This window comes from Streptomyces sp. NPDC054783 (genome assembly GCF_053611725.1).
Window position 1 is genome coordinate 16810 of the sequence record NZ_JBSHAY010000055.1, and the last position, 19494, is coordinate 36303.

The following is a 19494-nucleotide window of genomic DNA, read 5'->3' on the forward strand; positions in this document are numbered from 1 at the left end:
TCGCACACATCCCACCACTCTCACCACGGGGACGGCGTACATGGTGAACGAGGAGAAGTACCTCGATTACCTCAAGCGGGCGACGACCGATCTGCGCGAGGCCCGACGACGGCTGCGCGAGGTGGAGGAGCGGGACGCCGAGCCGATCGCCATTGTGGCGATGAGCTGCCGGTACCCCGGAGGGGTGCACACCCCCGAGGACCTGTGGGAGCTCGTCGCCCACGGCGACGACGCGGTCTCCGGCTACCCGGCCGACCGCGGCTGGGACACCGACGTCCTCTTCGACCCGGACCCGGACACCGACGGCCGGCCCAGGGAGTACGTCCGCGAGGGCGGCTTCCTGCACGACGCGGCCGAGTTCGACCCGGCGTTCTTCGGTATCTCGCCGCGCGAGGCGCTGGCGATGGACCCGCAGCAGCGGCTGCTGCTGGAGACCTCCTGGGAGGCGTTCGAACGGGCCGGGATCGACCCGACGACACTGCGCGGCAGCCGCACCGGCGTGTTCGCCGGCGTGATGTACCACGACTACGGAGCCCGCCTGTTCGCCGTGCCGGAGGAGGTCGAGGGCTTCCTGGGCAACGGCAGCTCCGGCAGCATCGCCTCGGGCCGGGTGGCCTACACCTTCGGCCTCGAGGGCCCCGCCGTCACCATCGACACGGCCTGCTCCTCCTCGCTCGTCGCCGTCCACCTGGCCGCGCAGGCGCTGCGCTCCGGCGAGTGCACGCTCGCCCTGGCCGGTGGTGTCACCGTCATGTCGACGCCCGGCACCTTCACCGAGTTCAGCCGTCAGCGCGGCCTCGCCCTCGACGGCCGCTGCAAGTCCTTCGCGGACGCCGCCGACGGCACGGGCTGGGGCGAGGGAGCCGGCATGCTGCTCCTGGAGCGCCTGTCCGACGCCGAGCGCAACGGCCACCGGGTGCTCGCCCTCGTCCGCGGCAGCGCGGTCAACCAGGACGGCGCGAGCAGCGGCCTGACCGCGCCCAACGGACCCTCGCAGCAGCGCGTCATCCGCCAGGCCCTGGCCGCCGCCCGGCTGTCGCCCACCCACATCGACGCCGTGGAGGCGCACGGCACCGGTACGACGCTCGGCGACCCGATCGAGGCGCAGGCGCTGCTCGCCACCTACGGGCAGGGCCGGGAGGACGGCCGCCCGCTGTGGCTGGGCTCCGTCAAGTCCAACATCGGCCACACCCAGGCCGCCGCCGGCGTCGCCGGGATCATCAAGATGGTCATGGCGATGCGGCACGGCGTCCTGCCCCGGACCCTCCACGTCGACGAGCCGACCCGCAACGTCGACTGGTCGGCGGGAGCGGTCTCCCTGCTCACCGAGCCGCGCACCTGGCCGGAGACCGGCCGTCCGCGCAGGGCCGCGGTCTCCTCGTTCGGCATCAGCGGTACCAACGCCCACACGGTGCTCGAACAGGCTCCCGAGGACCGGCCCGACGACAGCGCCGTACAGGACCGGCCGGACGGCGGTTCCGTACCGCAACTCTGGCCGCTGTCGGCCAGGACGCCCGAGGCACTGCGCGCCCAGGCCGAACGGCTCCGCGCCCACCTGACCGCCCACCACGGCACGACCGTCGCCGACATCGGCCGCACCCTCGCGACCGGCCGCGCGGCCTTCGACCACCGCGCGGTCGTCGTCGGCCGCGACCTCGACACACTCCTCGCCGGACTCGACGCACTGGTGGCCGGCCAACCCCGCCCGAACGTGGTCCATGGCCGGGCCAGGGCAGGGAAGACGGCGTTTCTGTTCACCGGGCAGGGCAGCCAGCGGCTGGGGATGGGCCGGGAGCTGTACGACGCGTATCCCGTGTTCGCCCGGGCGCTGGACGAGGTCTTCGAGCGGTTCGAACTGCCGTTGCGCGAGGCGGTGTTCGGCGACGCGTCCGCGGTTCTGGATCAGACGGCGTACACGCAGCCCGCGTTGTTCGCGGTGGAGGTGGCGCTGTTCCGGCTGCTGGAGTCGTGGGGTATCAGGCCGGACTTCGTCTCCGGTCATTCGATCGGTGAGATCGCGGCCGCGCACTGTGCGGGTGTGCTGTCACTGGAGGACGCGTGCACCCTGGTCGCCGCGCGTGGCCGGCTGATGCAGGAGCTGCCTTCCGGTGGTGCGATGGTGGCGCTGCAGGCGACCGAGGACGAGGTCATCCCGTACCTGTCGGACACCGTGAGCATCGCCGCGGTCAACGGCCCCACCTCCGTGGTCGTGGCCGGTGACGAGGACGCCGTACTGGAGATCGCCGCCCGCTTCGAGGAGCAGGGCCGCAAGATCAAGCGCCTGACGGTCAGTCACGCCTTCCACTCCCCGCACCTGGACGGCATGCTGGACGCCTTCCGGGAGGTCGCGGAGGGGCTGTCGTACGAGGCTCCGCGTATCCCGGTCGTCTCGAACCTCACCGGCGCCGTCGCGACCGCGGAGGAGCTCACCAGCCCCGGCTTCTGGGTCCGCCATGTCCGTGAGGCCGTCCGTTTCCACGACGGGGTCCGGGCGCTGGAGGCCCAGAACGTCACCACCTTCATCGAGCTCGGCCCGGACGGTGTGCTCTCGGCGATGGCGCAGGACTGCGTCAGCGGTGACGGCCACGCCTTCGTCCCCGTGCTGCGCCAGGGACGGGCGGAGGCGGAGAGCGCGGCCGCCGCTCTGGCCCAGGCCCACGTACGAGGTGTGCCGATCGCGTGGAGCGAGGTGTACGCCCGGGCCGGCGGGCACCAGGCCGAGCTGCCGACCTACGCCTTCCAGCGCGAGAGGTACTGGCTGGACAGCGGCTACCCGCTCGGGGACGTGACCTCGGCCGGGCTCGGCGCGGCCGACCACCCGCTGCTGGGGGCGGCCGTCGCCCTCGCCGACACCGACGGCTTCCTCTACACCGGCCGGCTGGCGCTCGACACCCACCCGTGGCTCGCCGACCACACGGTCATGGGCTCGGTGCTGCTGCCCGGCTCGGCCTTCGTGGAACTGGCGTTCCGCGCCGGTGACCAGGTCGGCTGCGACCACCTGGAAGAGATCACCCTCGAGGCGCCGCTGGTCCTGCCCGCTACGGCCGGGGTCCAGATCCAGCTGTGGGTCGGCCCGCCGGACGGGTCGGGCCGGCGTTCGCTGTCCGTGTACTCGCGGTCCGAGGAGGCGCCCGCCGACGCGCCGTGGACCCGGCATGCCGCGGGCGTGCTGACCACGGGGACCGTGCCGACCGGAGCCGCCGACATGACGGTCTGGCCCCCCGAAGCCGCGGTCGCGCTGCCCCTCGACGGTCTGTACGAAGGGCTGAGCGAGGCCGGCCTGGTGTACGGGCCCGACTTCCAGGGCGTGCGGGCCGCCTGGCGGCGCGGCGAGGAGATCTTCGCCGAGGTCGAACTGGGCGACGGCCAGCGGCCGCAGGCCGGCTCCTACGGGCTGCACCCGGCCCTGCTGGACTCGGCGCTGCACGCCCTCGGGCTCGGTGGAGTGGTGGCCGACGACGGCCGGGGCCGACTGCCGTTCTCCTGGAGCGGAGTGTCGCTGCAGGCCGTCGGCGCGTCGGCCGCGCGCGTGCGGCTGGCGGGCACCGGGCGGCCGGACGTGGTGTCCGTGACCGTCGCCGACGCCGTCGGCCGGCCGGTGGCCCGCGTCGACGAGCTGACGCTGCGCACGGTGTCGCCGGATCAGGTCCGCACCGGTCACCACGAGTCGCTCTTCCGGGTCGAGTGGGCAGCCGTCCCGGTGCCCTCGGTGATCCCCGCCGGCCGGTGGGCCGTACTGGGTGACGGAGAGGCCGGACCGGTCGCCGAGGCGGACCGGTACGCGGACCTGGACGGCCTGCGAGCCGCCCTCGACGCGGGGTCGGCCGCCCTGCCCGACACGGTCCTGGCCACGTTCACGTCCCCGGACGCGGACACCGGCGCCGAGGCGGTGACCGAGGCGACCGGGCGCGCCCTGGGCCTGCTGCGGTCCTGGCTGGCCGACGAGCGGTTCGCCGACGCCCGGCTGGTCTTCGTCACCCGTGGCGCGGTGGCCGCAGGTAGCGGCGAGACGGTCGGCGACCTGACGCACGCGGCCCTGTGGGGGCTGGTGCGCTCGGCGCAGTCGGAGCACCCGGAGCGCTTCGTCCTCGTCGACCTCGACGGTTCCTCCACCGCCCTTCCGGCCGCCCTGGCCTGCGGCGAGCCGGAGATCGCCGTGCGCGCGGGAGCGCTGCGGGCACCGCGGCTGGCCCGCGCGGCCGTCACCGACCCGAGCACGCGGCCCTACGACCCCGACGGCACCGTCCTCGTCACCGGCGCCACCGGCACGCTGGGCAGCCTCGTCGCCCGCCACCTGGTGGCCGAGCACGGGGTACGCCACCTGCTGCTCGTCAGCCGCCGCGGCGGCGCCGGCGCGACCGGGCTGACCGACGCACTGGAGCAGGCGGGCGCCCAGGTCACCTGGGCCGCCTGCGACGTCGCCGACCGCGCCGCGCTGGCGGCCGTACTGGCCGGCGTTCCCCAGGCACATCCGCTGACCGCCGTCCTGCACACCGCCGGGGTGCTGGACGACGGTGTCGTCGGCTCGCTGACCACCGAGCGGCTCGGGCGCGTGCTGCGCCCCAAGGTGCACGCGGCACTCCACCTGCACGAACTGACACAGGAGATGGACCTGTCGTCGTTCGTGCTGTTCTCCTCGGCCGCGGGCGTCTTCGGCAGCCCCGGCCAGGCCAACTACGCCGCCGCCAACACCTTCCTGGACGCCCTCGCCCACCACCGGCGCGCCCTGGGCCTGCCCGCGGTGTCGCTCGCCTGGGGGCTGTGGGACGCCGACGGCGGCATGGCGGGCGGCCTGGACGCCTCGGACGTCGAGCGGATGAACCGCGGCGGGGTGCGCGGCCTGCCCGCGGCCGAGGGCCTGCGGCTCCTGGACGCGGCCGCCTCGTCCTCCGAAGCCCTGCTGGTTCCCGCCCGGCTCGACCTGACCGCGCTGCGCGCCGACGCGGCCGCCGGCCCTGTGCCGCCGTTGCTGCGCGGCCTGGTCCGGGTTCCCGCCCGCCGGACCGCCGAGACCCACGGCACCGGCACCGGTGCCTCCTCGCTCGCGCAGGACCTGGCCGGCCTCGGCGAGGCCGAGCAGGAACGCCTTCTGCTGGACCTGGTGCGCACGCATGTCTCGGCGACCCTCGGCCACCACACCCCGCGCGCGGTCGATCCCGACGCGGCCTTCAAGGAACTCGGCTTCGACTCGCTGACCGCAGTGGAACTGCGCAACCGCCTGAGCGGGGCCACCGGACTGCGGCTCGCCGCCACCCTGGTCTTCGACCACCCCACCTCCGCCGTCCTCGCCCGGCACCTGCACGCCGAGATCATCGGCACGCCTACGGCCGAGACGGCCGCCGCGGTGGTCGCCGACGACCACGAGCCCATCGCGATCGTCGCGATGAGCTGCCGTTACCCGGGCGGGGTCCGTACTCCCGAGGACCTGTGGCAGGCGGTCGCCGCCGGCCTCGACGGGATCACCCCCTTCCCGGCCGACCGGGGCTGGGACGTCGAGGGCATCTACCACCCCGACCCCGACCACCCCGGCACCAGTTACACCCGCGAGGGCGGCTTCCTGCACGACGCGGGCGACTTCGACCCCGCGCTCTTCGGCATCAGCCCGCGCGAGGCTCTCGCCACCGACCCGCAGCAGCGGCTGCTGCTGGAGACCGCCTGGGAGGCGTTCGAACGCGCGGGCATCGACCCGGCGTCCCTGCGCGGCAGCCGGACCGGCGTCTTCGCCGGCGTGATGTACCACGACTACGCCTCGCTGCTGGAGCAGGCTCCCGGCGTCGCCGAAGGCTCGCTCGGCTCGGGCGCCACCGGCAGCATCGCCTCCGGCCGGGTGTCCTACACCTTCGGCCTGGAGGGGCCCGCGGTCACCATCGACACGGCCTGCTCCTCGTCGCTGGTCGCCCTGCACCTGGCCGTCCAGGCGCTGCGCACCGGCGAGTGCACGCTCGCCCTGGCCGGCGGCGTCACCGTCATGGCGACGCCCGGCACCTTCGTCGGCTTCAGCCGGCAGCGCGGCCTCGCCGCGGACGGCCGCTGCAAGGCCTTCGCTGCGGGCGCGGACGGCACCGGCTGGTCCGAGGGCGTAGGCCTGCTACTGGTGGAGCGACTGTCGGACGCCCGTAGGAACGGTCATCCCGTGCTGGCGGTGGTCCGCGGTACGGCGGTGAACCAGGACGGTGCGAGCAACGGCCTGACCGCACCCAACGGCCCGTCCCAGCAGCGCGTCATCCGGCAGGCGCTGGCCAACGCCCGGCTGTCGGGGGCGGACGTCGACGCGGTGGAGGCACACGGCACCGGTACGACCCTGGGCGACCCGATCGAGGCGCAGGCGCTGCTGGCCACCTACGGGCAGGAGCATGCCGAGGACCGGCCGCTGTGGCTGGGCTCCGTCAAGTCCAACTTCGGCCACACGCAGGCCGCCGCGGGTGTCGCCGGCATCATCAAGATGGTCATGGCGATGCGGCACGGCATCCTGCCGCGGACCCTGCACGTCGACGAACCCTCGCCGCACGTGGACTGGCGGGCGGGCGCGGTGGAACTGCTGACCGAGGCCCGCCCGTGGCCCGAGACCGGCCGGCCCCGCCGGGCCGCGGTCTCGTCCTTCGGCATCAGCGGCACCAACGCCCACACCATCATCGAGCAGGCCCCGGCGGCCGTCGCGCGCGCACACCCCCAGCCGGAGCCCGTCCGGGCACCGGACCTGATCTGGCCGGTGTCGGGCGGGACCGAGGACGCCCTGCGCGCCCAGGCCGACCGGCTGCGCGGCCACCTGGCCGCCCATCCCGGACTGCGTCCGGCCGACGTCGGATACACGCTGGCCGCCGGGCGCGCCGCGTTGGCACACCGTGCCGCCGCCGTCGGCAACGACCGGGACACTCTGCTCGCGGGCCTGACCGCGCTGGCCGACGGCACACCGGCGGCGAGCCTGCTGCGTGGCCGTGCCGCCTCGGGCGGCCGTACCGCGTTCCTGTTCACCGGCCAGGGAAGCCAGCGCCCCGGTATGGGCCGCGAGCTGCACGCCGCCCACCCCGCCTTCGCGACAGCCCTGGACGCGGTCTGTGCGGAGCTGGACCGGCACCTCGAACACCCGCTGAGAGACGTCCTGTTCGGCACCGAACGCGAACCCCTGGACCGAACGGCGTACAGCCAGGCCGGACTCTTCGCGCTGGAGGTGGCACTGTTCCGCCAGCTCCAGGCGTGGGGGCTCACCCCCGACTTCCTCGCCGGGCATTCCATCGGCGAGCTGGCGGCCGCGCACTGCGCGGGTGTGCTGTCGCTGGAGGACGCCTGCACGCTGGTGGCGGCGCGTGGCCGGCTGATGCAGGAGCTGCCTTCCGGTGGTGCGATGGTGGCCGTCCAGGCCACCGAGGACGAGATCACCCCGTACCTGACCGACGCCGTGAGCATCGCCGCGGTCAACGGCCCCGCGTCCGTGGTCGTCTCCGGCGACGAGGACGCCGTGCTCGGCATCGCCGCGGCCTTCGAGGAGCGGGACCGCAGGACCAAGCGGCTGACGGTCAGTCACGCCTTCCACTCCCCGCACATGGACGGCATGCTGGACGCCTTCCGCGAGGTCGCCGAAGGCCTGACGTTCCATGCCCCGCGCATCCCCGTCGTGTCCACCCTCACCGGTGCGCTCGTCACCGCGGAGGAGATCCGCACGCCGGACCACTGGGTGCGGCACGTCCGCGAGACGGTCCGCTTCTGCGCCGCCGTCCGGGCCCTCGAGGACGAGGGCGTCACCACCTTCGTCGAACTCGGGCCCGACGGTGTGCTGGCCGCGCTGGCGCAGGAATGCGTCACCGGCGAGGGCACCGCCTCCGCCCCCACCCTGCGCGGCAACCGGCCGGAGACCGGCACCCTGACGGCCGCACTCGCCTTCGCCCAGACGCACGGCGCACAGCCGGACTGGGAGGCGGTGTTCGCGGGCACCGGAGCCGACCGCGTCGATCTGCCCACGTATGCCTTCCAGCACCGCAGGTACTGGCCGTCGCCGGCCGGCCGAGCGGCGGGTGACCCGGTCGCGCTCGGACTGGCGGCGGCCGGCCACCCGCTGCTCGGCGCGACGGTGGAACTCGCCGACGACGACGGGACGGTGTTCACCGGCCGGCTGTCGCCGCGCACCCACCCGTGGCTCGCCGACCATGTCGTGTCGGGCTCGGTGCTGCTGCCGGGCACGGCGTTCGTCGAACTCGTCACCCACGCCGGCGGCCAGGTCGGCTGCGACCGGCTGGAGGAACTCGTCCTCGAAGCACCGCTGATCCTGCCGGAGCACGGAGCGGTGCACGTACAGCTCGTACTGGGCGCCCCGGACGACACCGGCCGGCGCCGGGTCACCGTTCACTCGCGCCCGGAGAGCGCGGCCGCCGAGGAGCCGTGGACCCGGCACGCCGACGGCACCCTGGCCACCGGCACCGACGCGGCCTCCTTCGACCTGGCGGCGTGGCCCCCGCCGCACGCCACCCCCGTCGCGCTGGAGGGACGGTACGCGGACCTGGCCGCCGCCGGGCTGCACTACGGCCCGGCGTTCCAGGGGCTGCGGGCCGCCTGGGTGCGGGGTGAAGACGTCTACGCCGAGGTCGAACTGCCGCAGGACGAACGGCCACAGGCGGGCGACTACGGCGTCCACCCGGCGCTGCTGGACGCGGTGCTGCACGCCGTCGGACTGGGCGGCTCCCTCGCCGCCGACGACGCGGACGGCACGGCACGGCTGCCGTTCTCCTGGAGCGGTGTGACCCTGCACGCGGGGGGTGCCTCCACGCTGCGGGTGCGGCTGACGAAGGCCGGCCCCGACGCCGTCGCCCTGGACGTCGCCGACGGCACCGGACGGCCGGTCGCGTCCGTCGGCTCCCTGGTGCTCCGGACGCTCCCGGCCGAGGGCATCCGCGACGGTCACCGCCGGTCGCTGTTCCGCCTGGACTGGGCACCCGTCGCCGTGCCGGCGGCCTCGTCCACCGGGGACCGGGCCGTCGTCGGTGCCGACGACGACCTGCGCAGCCTCGGCATCCACGCCTCCGTACACGCCGATCTCGCGTCCCTGGCGGCCGACATCGCGTCCGGCGCACCCGCGCCGGAGACCGTGATCCTCCCCCTGACCCCTCCCGCCCCCGCCGTCAGCGACCTCGCCGAAGCCGTGCGCGGCGCAGCCGTGGAGGCCCTCGCCGCCGTCCACCTCTGGCTGGCGGACGAGCGGTTCGCCGCGTCCCGCCTCGCCTTCGTCACCCGGGGCGCGGTGGCCACAGGGCCCGGCGAGGACGTCACCGACCTGACGCACGCCGCCGTATGGGGCCTGGTGCGATCGGCCCAGTCGGAGCACCCCGGCCGCTTCCTGCTGATCGACTCCGACGGCCTCGCCCACCCGGCACTGCCCGCCGCCCTCACCACGGACGAGTCGCAACTGGCCCTGCGCAAGGGCCGGTTGCTGGCCCCCCGGCTGGCCCGCGCCACTGCGACGGCCGACACCTCCCGCCTCGACTTGGACGGCACGGTCCTGCTCACCGGGGCCACCGGCACCCTGGGCCGCCTGGTGGCCCGGCACCTGGTGGCCGAGCACGGCGTACGGCACCTGCTGCTGACCAGCCGCCGCGGCACCGACGCCGAGGGGGCGACAGAACTCCTGGCCGACCTGCGCGACTCGGGCGCAGCCACCGTCCGGCTCGTCGCCTGCGACGCCGCCGACCGGGAGGCGCTGGCCGCCCTGCTGGACACCGTCCCCGCGGCGCATCCGCTCACCGCGGTGATCCACTCCGCGGGAGTGCTCGACGACGGGACCATCGGATCGCTGACCCCGGAACGCGTCGAGCGGCTTCTGCGCCCCAAGGCCGATGCCGCCCTCAACCTGCACGAACTCACCCGCGACCACGACCTTTCGGCGTTCGTCCTGTTCTCCTCGGCCGCCGGCCTGTTCGGCAGCCCGGGCCAGGCGAACTACGCCGCCGCCAACACGTTCCTCGACGCCCTCGCCCACCACCGCCGCGCCCAGGGCCTCCCGGCCGTCTCCCTCGCCTGGGGGCTGTGGGCCGAACCCGGCGCGATGACCGGTGAGTTGGGCCGGGCCGACCTGGACCGCATGAGCCGCGGCGGTGTCACCGCCCTCACCACCGCGGAGGGACTCGACCTCCTCGACGCCGCACTCGCACCGGGCGAGCAGCCACTGCTCGTTCCGATACGGCTGGACACCGCCGCACTGGGCGCACGCGCGGACGCGGACGGCGTACCGCCGCTGCTGCGCGGCCTGGTCCCGGCCCGTCCGCGTCGCAGCACGGAGAGCTCCGGACAACCGGGCGGAGGCTCGCTCGCCCAGCGGCTCACCGCACTGCCCGACGAGGATCGGCACAGCGTGCTGCTGGACCTCGTCCGAGCCCAGGTCGCCGCCGTGCTGGCCTACGACGACGCACAGCTGATCGAGGCGGACCGCTCCTTCCGCGAGCTGGGCTTCGACTCGCTGACGGCGGTCGAACTGCGCAACCGGATCGGCACCGCCACCGGTCTGCGGCTGCCCGCCACCCTGGTCTTCGACCACCCGACGCCCGTGGTCCTCGCCGAGTTCCTGCACGGCGAGCTGCTCGGCACCGACCCCCGCGCGACGGCCACGCCGGACACCGCGACGACCGCGTCCGGCGACGGCGACCCCATCGCCATCGTCGGACTGGCCTGCCGGTACCCGGGCGGAGTGCGCACCCCCGAGGATTTGTGGCGCCTGGTGGCGGAGGGCCACGACGCCATCGCGGAGTTCCCGGACGACCGCGGCTGGGACCTCGACGCGCTCTACCACGCCGATCCCGACCGCACCGGCACCAGCTACACCCTCCGCGGCGGCTTCGTCGACGACGCCGCGCACTTCGACGCCGCGTTCTTCGGGATCAGCCCGCGCGAGGCCGTGGCGATGGATCCGCAGCAGCGGCTGCTGCTGGAGACCTCCTGGGAGGCGTTCGAGCGGGCCGGCATCGACCCGGGCTCGCTGCGCGGCAGCCGGACCGGTGTGTTCGCCGGTGTGATGTACCACGACTACGCGTCCCGGCTGTCGGCCCTGCCCGAGGGAGTCGAGGGCTTCCTGGGCACGGGCAACGCCGCCAGCGTGGTCTCCGGACGGCTCGCCTACACCTTCGGCCTGGAGGGTCCGGCCGTCACGGTCGACACGGCCTGCTCCTCGTCGCTGGTCGCCCTGCACCTGGCGGTCCAGGCGCTGCGCAACGGTGAATGCTCGCTCGCACTGGCGGGCGGTGTCACGGTGATGGCGACACCGGCGCCCTTCGTGGAGTTCAGCCGGCAGCGCGGGCTCGCCGCGGACGGCCGCTGCAAGGCATTCGGCGCGGACGCGGACGGCACCGGCTGGTCCGAAGGCGCGGGTGTGCTGCTGGTGGAGCGCCTGTCGGACGCCCGCCGCAACGGCCACCCCGTGCTGGCGCTGGTCCGTGGCTCGGCGGTGAACCAGGATGGTGCGAGCAATGGTCTGACGGCGCCGAACGGTCCCTCGCAGCAGCGGGTGATCCGGCAGGCGCTGGCTTCGGCGGGTCTGTCGGCTTCGGACGTGGACGCGGTGGAGGCGCACGGTACGGGTACGACGCTGGGTGACCCGATCGAGGCGCAGGCGCTGCTGGCCACCTACGGTCAGGAGCGGGCCGAGGACCGACCGCTGTTGCTCGGCTCCATCAAGTCGAACATCGGTCACACACAGGCCGCGGCCGGCGTGGCGGGCGTCATCAAGATGGTGCTGGCGATGCGGCACGGTGTGCTGCCGCGGACCCTGCACGTGGACGAGCCGTCCCCGCATGTGGACTGGGCGGCGGGAGAGGTGTCGCTGCTGACCGAGGCCCGGGACTGGCCGGAGACCGACCGTCCCCGCCGGGCCGCCATCTCCTCGTTCGGCTTCAGCGGCACCAACGCCCACACGATCATCGAGCAGCCGCCCGCGGCCACGGACGGGCCCGCTTCCGAGGTGGCACCGCCGGTGCTGCCGTGGGTGCTCTCCGGCCGGACCGAGGACGCGCTCGGGGCCCAGGCGGCACGGCTGCGCGCCCACCTGCTCGACGCCGGCGACGAGTGTGCCCCCGTGGACGTCGGCTACTCGCTCGCGGCCCACAGAGCCGCGTTCGACCGGCGTGCGGTGGTCGTGGCGGGTGGCCGTGACGGTCTGATGGCGGGGCTTGAGGCTCTGGCCGAGGGACGCGGTGCGGCGGCCGGCCTGGTGACCGGGTCGGTGGTGGCGGGCAAGACGGCGTTCTTGTTCACCGGTCAGGGCAGCCAGCGGCTGGGGATGGGCCGGGAGCTGTACGACGCGTATCCCGTGTTCGCCCGGGCGCTGGACGAGGTGTTCGTTCGGTTCGAACTGCCGCTGTCTGAGGCGGTGTTCGGTGATGAGTCCGCGGTTCTGGATCAGACGGCGTACACGCAGCCCGCGTTGTTCGCGGTGGAGGTGGCGCTGTTCCGGCTGCTGGAATCGTGGGGTATCAGGCCGGACTTCGTCTCCGGTCATTCGATCGGTGAGATCGCCGCGGCGCACTGTGCGGGTGTGCTGTCGCTGGAGGACGCGTGCACGCTGGTGACGGCGCGGGGTCGGTTGATGCAGGAGCTGCCGTCCGGTGGTGCGATGGTGGCGCTGCAGGCGACCGAGGACGAGGTCATCCCGTACCTGACCGATGCCGTGAGCATCGCCGCGGTCAACGGCCCGGCGTCCGTGGTGGTCGCCGGTGACGAGGACGCCGTACTGGACATTGCCGCTTCCTTCGAGGAGCAGGGCCGGAAGACGAAGCGCCTGACGGTCAGTCACGCCTTCCACTCCCCGCACATGGACGGCATGCTGGAGGCCTTCCGGGAGGTCGCGGAGGGCCTGTCGTACGAGGCTCCGCGTATCCCGGTCGTCTCGAACCTCACCGGCGCCGTCGCGACCGCGGAGGAGATCACCAGCCCCGGCTTCTGGGTCCGCCATGTCCGTGAGGCCGTCCGTTTCCACGACGGGGTCCGGGCGCTGGAGGCCCAGAACGTCACCACGTTCATCGAGCTCGGCCCGGACGGTGTGCTCTCGGCGATGGCGCAGGACTGTGTCACCGGCGAGGACCATGCGTTCGTGCCGGTGCTCCGCGTGGGCCGTCCGGAGCCGGAAACCCTGACCACGGCCCTCGCGCAGGCCCACACCCGGGGCATCGCGGTGGACTGGCAGGCCTACTACGCCGGCACCGGCGCCCGACGCGTCGACCTGCCCACCTACGCCTTCCAGCACCGGCGCTACTGGCTGGAGGCGCCCGCGGGCTGGGTCGGTGATGTGGTGTCGGCCGGGCTGGCGGCGGCCGGGCATCCGTTGCTCGGTGCCGCGGCGGAACTTCCGGACCGCGAAGGGTTCGTGTTCACCGGGCGGCTGTCCCTCGACACGCACCCCTGGCTCGCGGAGCACATGGTGTCGGGCGCCGTGCTGCTGCCGGGCGCCGCGATCGTCGAGCTGGCGGTACGCGCCGGGGACCAGGTGGGCTGCGACCTGGTCGAACAGCTCGTCCTCGAAGCTCCGATGGTGCTGCCCGAACGGGGCGCGCTTCAGCTGCGGTTGACCGTAGGGGAGCCGGACCAGTCCGAACACCGCTCCCTCGGGCTGTATTCGCGCCCGCAGGACGCGTCCGCCGACGAGCCGTGGACACGGCACGCCGCTGGTGTCCTGGCCGGTGCCCCGCTGAAGCCTGCCATCGCGCCGGCGGTGCCCGAGTGGCCGCCACCCGGTGCCGAGACCGTCGACGTCGACGGGCTGTACGACGATCTCGCCGCCCTGGGACTCGGCTACGGCCCGGCCTTCCAGGGACTGCACGCCGCCTGGCGGGCCGACGGCGAAGTCTTCGCCGAGGTGGCGCTCGCCGGGGAACAGCGGGACGAGGCCGGTGCCTATGGGCTCCACCCGGCGCTGTTCGACGCGGCCCTGCACGCCATCGGGCTGGGCGACTTCTTCCCGGCCGACGAGGAGTCGGCCGAACCTCGCACGGCGCGGCTGCCGTTCGCCTGGGAAGGCGTACGGCTGCACGCCGAGGGCGCGACGGCGGTGCGCGTGCGGGTGTCGCCGGCCGGTACGGACGCCGTCTCCCTGACCTTGGCCGACGAGACCGGAGCACCGGTCGCCTCGGTGGACTCGCTCGTGCTGCGCCCGCTCGTCGCCGACCACGCCGGCCGGGGTCACCATGACGCCCTGTGGCGCCTCGACTGGACGCCGCTGCCCGCAGCCGGTGAGGTGTACGCGCCCGCCGCGGACGACCTGCCGAGGTGGGCCGTCGTAGGCGGCGACGACCTGAAGCTGGGCGCCGCCCTCCAGCGAGCCGGCGGACAGGTCGCCGCGTACGACGACCTGCCGGCGCTCGCCGGCGCCGTCGCCGACGGGGATCCGGCACCGGAGATCGTGTTCTCCTCCTGCATACCCGACCTGGCCCGCACCGCCGGTGTCGCCGCCGCGGCCCGCGAGGCGACCGGCGCGGCGCTCGGGCTGGTCCATGAGTGGCTCGCCGACGACCGCTTCTCCTCCGGCCCGTTGGCGGGCACGCGGCTCGCCCTGGTGACGCGCGGCGCGGTCGCCGCCGGCCCGGACGAGGACGTCGACGACCTGGTCCACTCGGCCCTGTGGGGACTGGTGAGGTCGGCGCAGGCGGAACATCCGGGCCGGTTCCTGCTGCTCGACCTCGACGGCGAGGACGGCCCGCTCCAGGCGCTGGCCGGCGTCCTGACCGGAGCGTCCGACGAGGCACAGCTCGCCGTGCGCGCGGGTTCGGTCCACGTGCCGCGGCTCGCCAGGGTCCCGTCCACCGCGGTCCGGCCGCGACCGGACCTCGACCCCGAGGGCACGGTGCTGATCACCGGGGCCACCGGAACGCTCGGCCGCCTGCTGGCCCGGCACCTCGTCACCGCGCACGGCGTGCGGCACCTGCTACTGGTCAGCCGGCGCGGCGCGACGGCCGACGGCGCCCGTGAACTGGCCGCCGAGCTGGGCGAGACGGGAGCCATGGTGACCTGGGCGGCCTGTGACACGGCGGACCGCGAGGCCCTGGCCGCCGTCCTGGACGCCATCCCGGAGGAGCATCCGCTCACCGCCGTCGTGCACTCCGCCGGCGTACTGGACGACGGCGTCGTCGAAGCGCTCACCTCCGAACGCGTCGAGCGCGTCATGCGGCCCAAGGTCGACGCCGCCTGGAACCTGCACGAGCTGACCCGCGAACACGACCTGTCGGCGTTCGTGCTGTTCTCCTCCGCCGCGGGCGTCTTCGGCAACCCCGGGCAGGCCAACTACGCGGCGGCGAACACCTTCCTCGACGCGCTCGCCCTGCACCGCCGTGCCCAGGGTCTTCCGGCGGTGTCCGTCGCCTGGGGGCTGTGGGACGAGGGTGACGGCATGGCGGCCACGCTGGACGAGGTCGGCCGGCAGCGGATCAGCAGGGGCAGCATGTCCGCCCTCGGCACCGACGAAGGCCTGGCGCTGTTCGACCTGGCTGGTGCGCTGGAGGAGGGGCTGCTGGTGGCCGCCCGCCTCGACCTCGGCCGTCCGCCGGCCGTGGCCGGCGGGGGCGCCGAGACAGTGCCGCCGCTGATGCGCGGACTGGTCCGCGCCCCCCGGCGCCGTACGGCCGCGGGCACGAGCGACTCCGACACGCGGACCTTCGCCGAACGCCTCGCCGGACTGTCCGCGGCCGAACGGGACCGGATCCTGCTCGATCTGGTACGCACCCAGGTGGCCGCCGTGCTCGGACACCAGCAGGCGGCCGCGGTCGAGCCGGACGCCGCCTTCAAGGAACTCGGCTTCGACTCGCTGACCGCCGTGGAACTGCGCAACCGCCTGAGCGGGGCCACCGGACTGCGGCTCGCCGCCACCCTGGTCTTCGACTACCCCACGCCCGGTGCCCTGGCCGGCCACCTCCGCACGCGGCTCCCGCAGCCGGATGGTGCGCCGTCCGTGTTCGGCGACCTCGACCGCCTCGAAGCCGCACTGGCCGGACTGAGCTCCGGCGAGACGGCACCGGACAGCGTCACCCGCTCGCGGATCACCATGCGCCTGCAGGCCCTGATGACCAGGTGGGACGACGCCCAGGGGCCGGCGGACGACGCCGCCGACCCAGACAACGATCTTGAAACAGCCACAGATGACGAGCTTTTCGACCTGCTCGACGACGAGCTCGGCTCGTCCTGAGAAAGGACCCGACGCGATGGCGAACGAGGACAAGCTCCGCGACTACCTCAAGCGGGCCACTGCCGACCTGCGTCAGGCCCGCCGGCGGCTGCGCGAGGTCGAGGAGCGCAACCAGGAACCCATCGCCGTCGTGGCGATGAGCTGCCGCTATCCGGGAGGTGTCCGCACCCCGGAGGACCTGTGGCAGCTGGTCCTGAACGGCACCGATGCCATCGGGCCGTTCCCCACCGACCGGGGCTGGGACGTCGACTCCCTCTATGACGCCGACCCCGACAAGGCGGGCTCCAGCTACGTCGGCGAAGGCGGATTCCTCTACGACGCCGGCCACTTCGACCCCGCCCTCTTCGGGATTTCGCCGCGTGAGGCGCTGGCGATGGATCCGCAGCAGCGGCTGTTGCTGGAGACGTCGTGGGAGGCGTTCGAGCGGGCCGGCGTCGACCCCACATCGCTGCGCGGCAGCCGCACGGCCGTGTTCGCCGGAGTCATGTACCACGACTACACGGCCCGCCTGGACGAGATCCCCGAAGGCGTCGAGGGCTTCCTCGGCACCGGAAGCTCCGGCAGCATCGCCTCCGGCCGCGTCGCCTACACCTTCGGGCTCGAAGGTCCGGCGGTGACGGTGGACACCGCGTGCTCGTCGTCGCTGGTCACCCTGCACATGGCGGTGCAGGCGCTGCGTGCCGGCGAGTGCGATCTGGCGCTCGCCGGCGGTGTCACGGTCATGGCGAGCCCGGCCACCTTCACCGAGTTCAGCCGACAGCGCGGCCTCGCCGCCGACGGCCGCTGCAAGCCGTTCGCGGCCGCCGCCGACGGCACCGGCTGGGGCGAGGGCGTGGGCATGCTGCTGGTGGAACGGCTGTCGGACGCCCGGCGCAACGGCCACCCGGTGCTGGCGGTGGTCCGCGGCAGCGCCGTCAACCAGGACGGTGCGAGCAATGGTCTGACCGCGCCGAACGGTCCGTCCCAGCAGCGCGTCATCCACCAGGCACTCACCAACGCCCGGCTGTCGGCCGACCAGGTCGACGCGGTGGAGGCGCACGGCACCGGTACGACGCTGGGCGACCCGATCGAGGCCCAGGCGCTGCTGGCCGCCTACGGCCAGGACCGGCCCGCGGACCGGCCGCTCCTGCTGGGCTCCATCAAGTCGAACATCGGCCACACGCAGGCCGCCGCGGGTGTCGCCGGAATCATCAAGATGATCCAGGCGATGCACCACGGCGTCCTCCCCAGGACCCTCCACATCGACGAGCCGACACCCCATGTCGACTGGTCGGCCGGCGCGGTCTCACTGCTGTCCGACACCGTTCCCTGGCCGGAGACCGGCGAACCACGCCGCGCCGCCGTCTCCTCCTTCGGTTTCAGTGGGACGAATGCGCATGTGGTGGTGGAGCAGGCGCCGGTGGAGGAGCCGGAGCCGGAGCCGGGGCCGGGGCTGGGGTCGGGGCCGGGGTCGGTGGGGGAGCCGGGTCTGGTGGCTGGTGGTGGGTGTGTGGTGTGGGCGTTGTCGGGCAGGAGTGCGGCGGCGTTGCGGGAGCAGGCGGGGCGGTTGCTGGCGTGGGTGGACGCGCATGAGGGTGTGCGTTCGGTGGATGTGGGTGTGTCGCTGGCGGTGGGCCGTGCGGGTCTGGAGCATCGTGCGGTGGTGGTGGGTGGTGAGGTTTCGCGGTTGCGTGCGGGGCTTGGCGCGGTTGCGGCTGGTTCGGTGGCGCCGGGTGTGGTGCAGGGGGTGAGTGCGGGGGGTAAGACGGTGTTCGTCTTCCCGGGTCAGGGTTCGCAGTGGGCGGGTATGGCTGCGCAGCTCCTGGATGTGTCGCCGGTGTTCGCTGCCCGGATCGGTGAGTGTGCGGCGGCGCTGGATCCGCTCACGGACTGGTCGTTGGTGGATGTGCTGCGGCGGGTGCCGGGTGCGCCGTCGCTGGAGCGGGTGGATGTGGTCCAGCCCGCTCTGTTCGCGGTGATGGTGTCGCTGGCGGAGGTGTGGCGGTCGGCGGGTGTGGAGCCCGCTGCCGTGCTCGGTCATTCCCAAGGGGAGATCGCGGCTGCCTGTGTGGCGGGGATCTTGAGTCTTGAGGATGCGGCGCGGGTGGTGGCGTTGCGCAGTCAGGTGATCGGCCGGGTTCTGGCCGGGCGTGGCGGGATGGTGTCGGTGGCGCTGCCGGTGGCGGCGGTGCGGGAGCGGATCGCTGTCTGGGGTGAGGAGCGGGTTTCGGTGGCGGCGGTGAACGGGCCGTCGTCGGTGGTGGTCTCGGGTGAGCCGCAGGCGTTGGAGGAGTTGCTGGCCGTGTGTGAGGCGGAGGGGGTCCGGGCTCGCAGGGTGCCGGTGGACTACGCCTCGCATTCCGCGCAGGTGGATTTGCTGCGGGAGGAGTTGCTGCGGCTGCTGGGCGGGGTCGAGCCCCGGCCCGCACGGGTGCCGTTCCTTTCCACGGTGACCGGCCAGTGGGTGCAGGGGTCCGAGCTCGCGGCGGGGTACTGGTTCGACAACCTGCGTCGCACGGTCGAACTCGACGGTGCGGTACGCACGTTGGTGGAGCAGGGTTTCGGTGCGTTCGTGGAGTGCAGTGCGCATCCGGTGCTGGCGATGGGGGTGCAGGAGAGCGTCGAGGACGCGGGCCGGCAGGCTGCTGTGGTGGGGACGCTGCGCCGCGATGACGGGGGAGTGGACCGTTTCCTGGCCTCGTTGGGTGAGGCGTTCGTGCAGGGTGTGTCGGTGGACTGGAAGGCGGTGTTCGCCGGGACCGGTGCCCGCCGGGTCGACCTGCCCACCTACGCCTTCCAACACCAGAACTACTGGCTGGAATCCGGAGCCGCCCCGGCCGCACAGGACACCATCCCCACCGACTCCGTCGAAACCCGCTTCTGGGAGGCGGTGGAGCGGGAGGACTGGGAGACGCTGGCCGCCGAGCTGGAGGTCGACGGGGATCAGCGGCTGAGTGAGGTGCTGCCCGTGCTGTCGTCCTGGCGGCGGCAGAGCCGTGAGACGTCGACCCTCGACGGATGGCGGTACCGGGTCGTCTGGAAACCGATGTCGGACAGCTCGACGGCCCCACGCCTGTCCGGAACCTGGCTGGTCGTCGCGCCGGACGCGGACGGCACATGGCCGGCGGGCGTCACTCGTACCCTCACCGCACGCGGTGCCGCGGTGCGGGTGCTGACCCCGGCCACGACCGACCGGGAAACACTGGCCGCCCTGCTGCGCGAAGAGGTCGGCGAGGGGGAGCCCGTCAGCGGGGTGCTGTCGTTGCTCGCCCTGGACGCCGGGCAGCCGTTGCACAGTTCCCTCGCGCTGGTGCAGGCACTCGGTGACGCGGAGGTCACGGCACCGCTGTGGTGCGCCACCCGCGGCGCGG

The 19494-nt window shown here is 73.8% G+C and carries 2 protein-coding genes; both read left to right on the plus strand.

What is annotated here, in order from left to right; genetic code table 11:
* Positions 1–40 precede the first annotated feature (40 nt).
* Positions 41–16144: an SDR family NAD(P)-dependent oxidoreductase gene (locus tag ACWGJ5_RS43740; RefSeq protein ID WP_453315178.1), complete on the plus strand. Its 16104-nt coding sequence runs from the start codon at positions 41–43 to the stop codon at positions 16142–16144.
* Positions 16083–19494 (plus strand): type I polyketide synthase (locus ACWGJ5_RS43745; RefSeq protein WP_453315179.1); only part of this gene is annotated, 3412 nt, incomplete at its 3' end. The genes ACWGJ5_RS43740 and ACWGJ5_RS43745, both read left to right, overlap by 62 nt.

Coding starts and splice junctions, on each gene's coding strand:
- ACWGJ5_RS43740 (WP_453315178.1), top strand. CDS start 41: ATGGTGAACGAGGAGAAGTACCTCGATTACCTCAAGCGGGCGACGACC.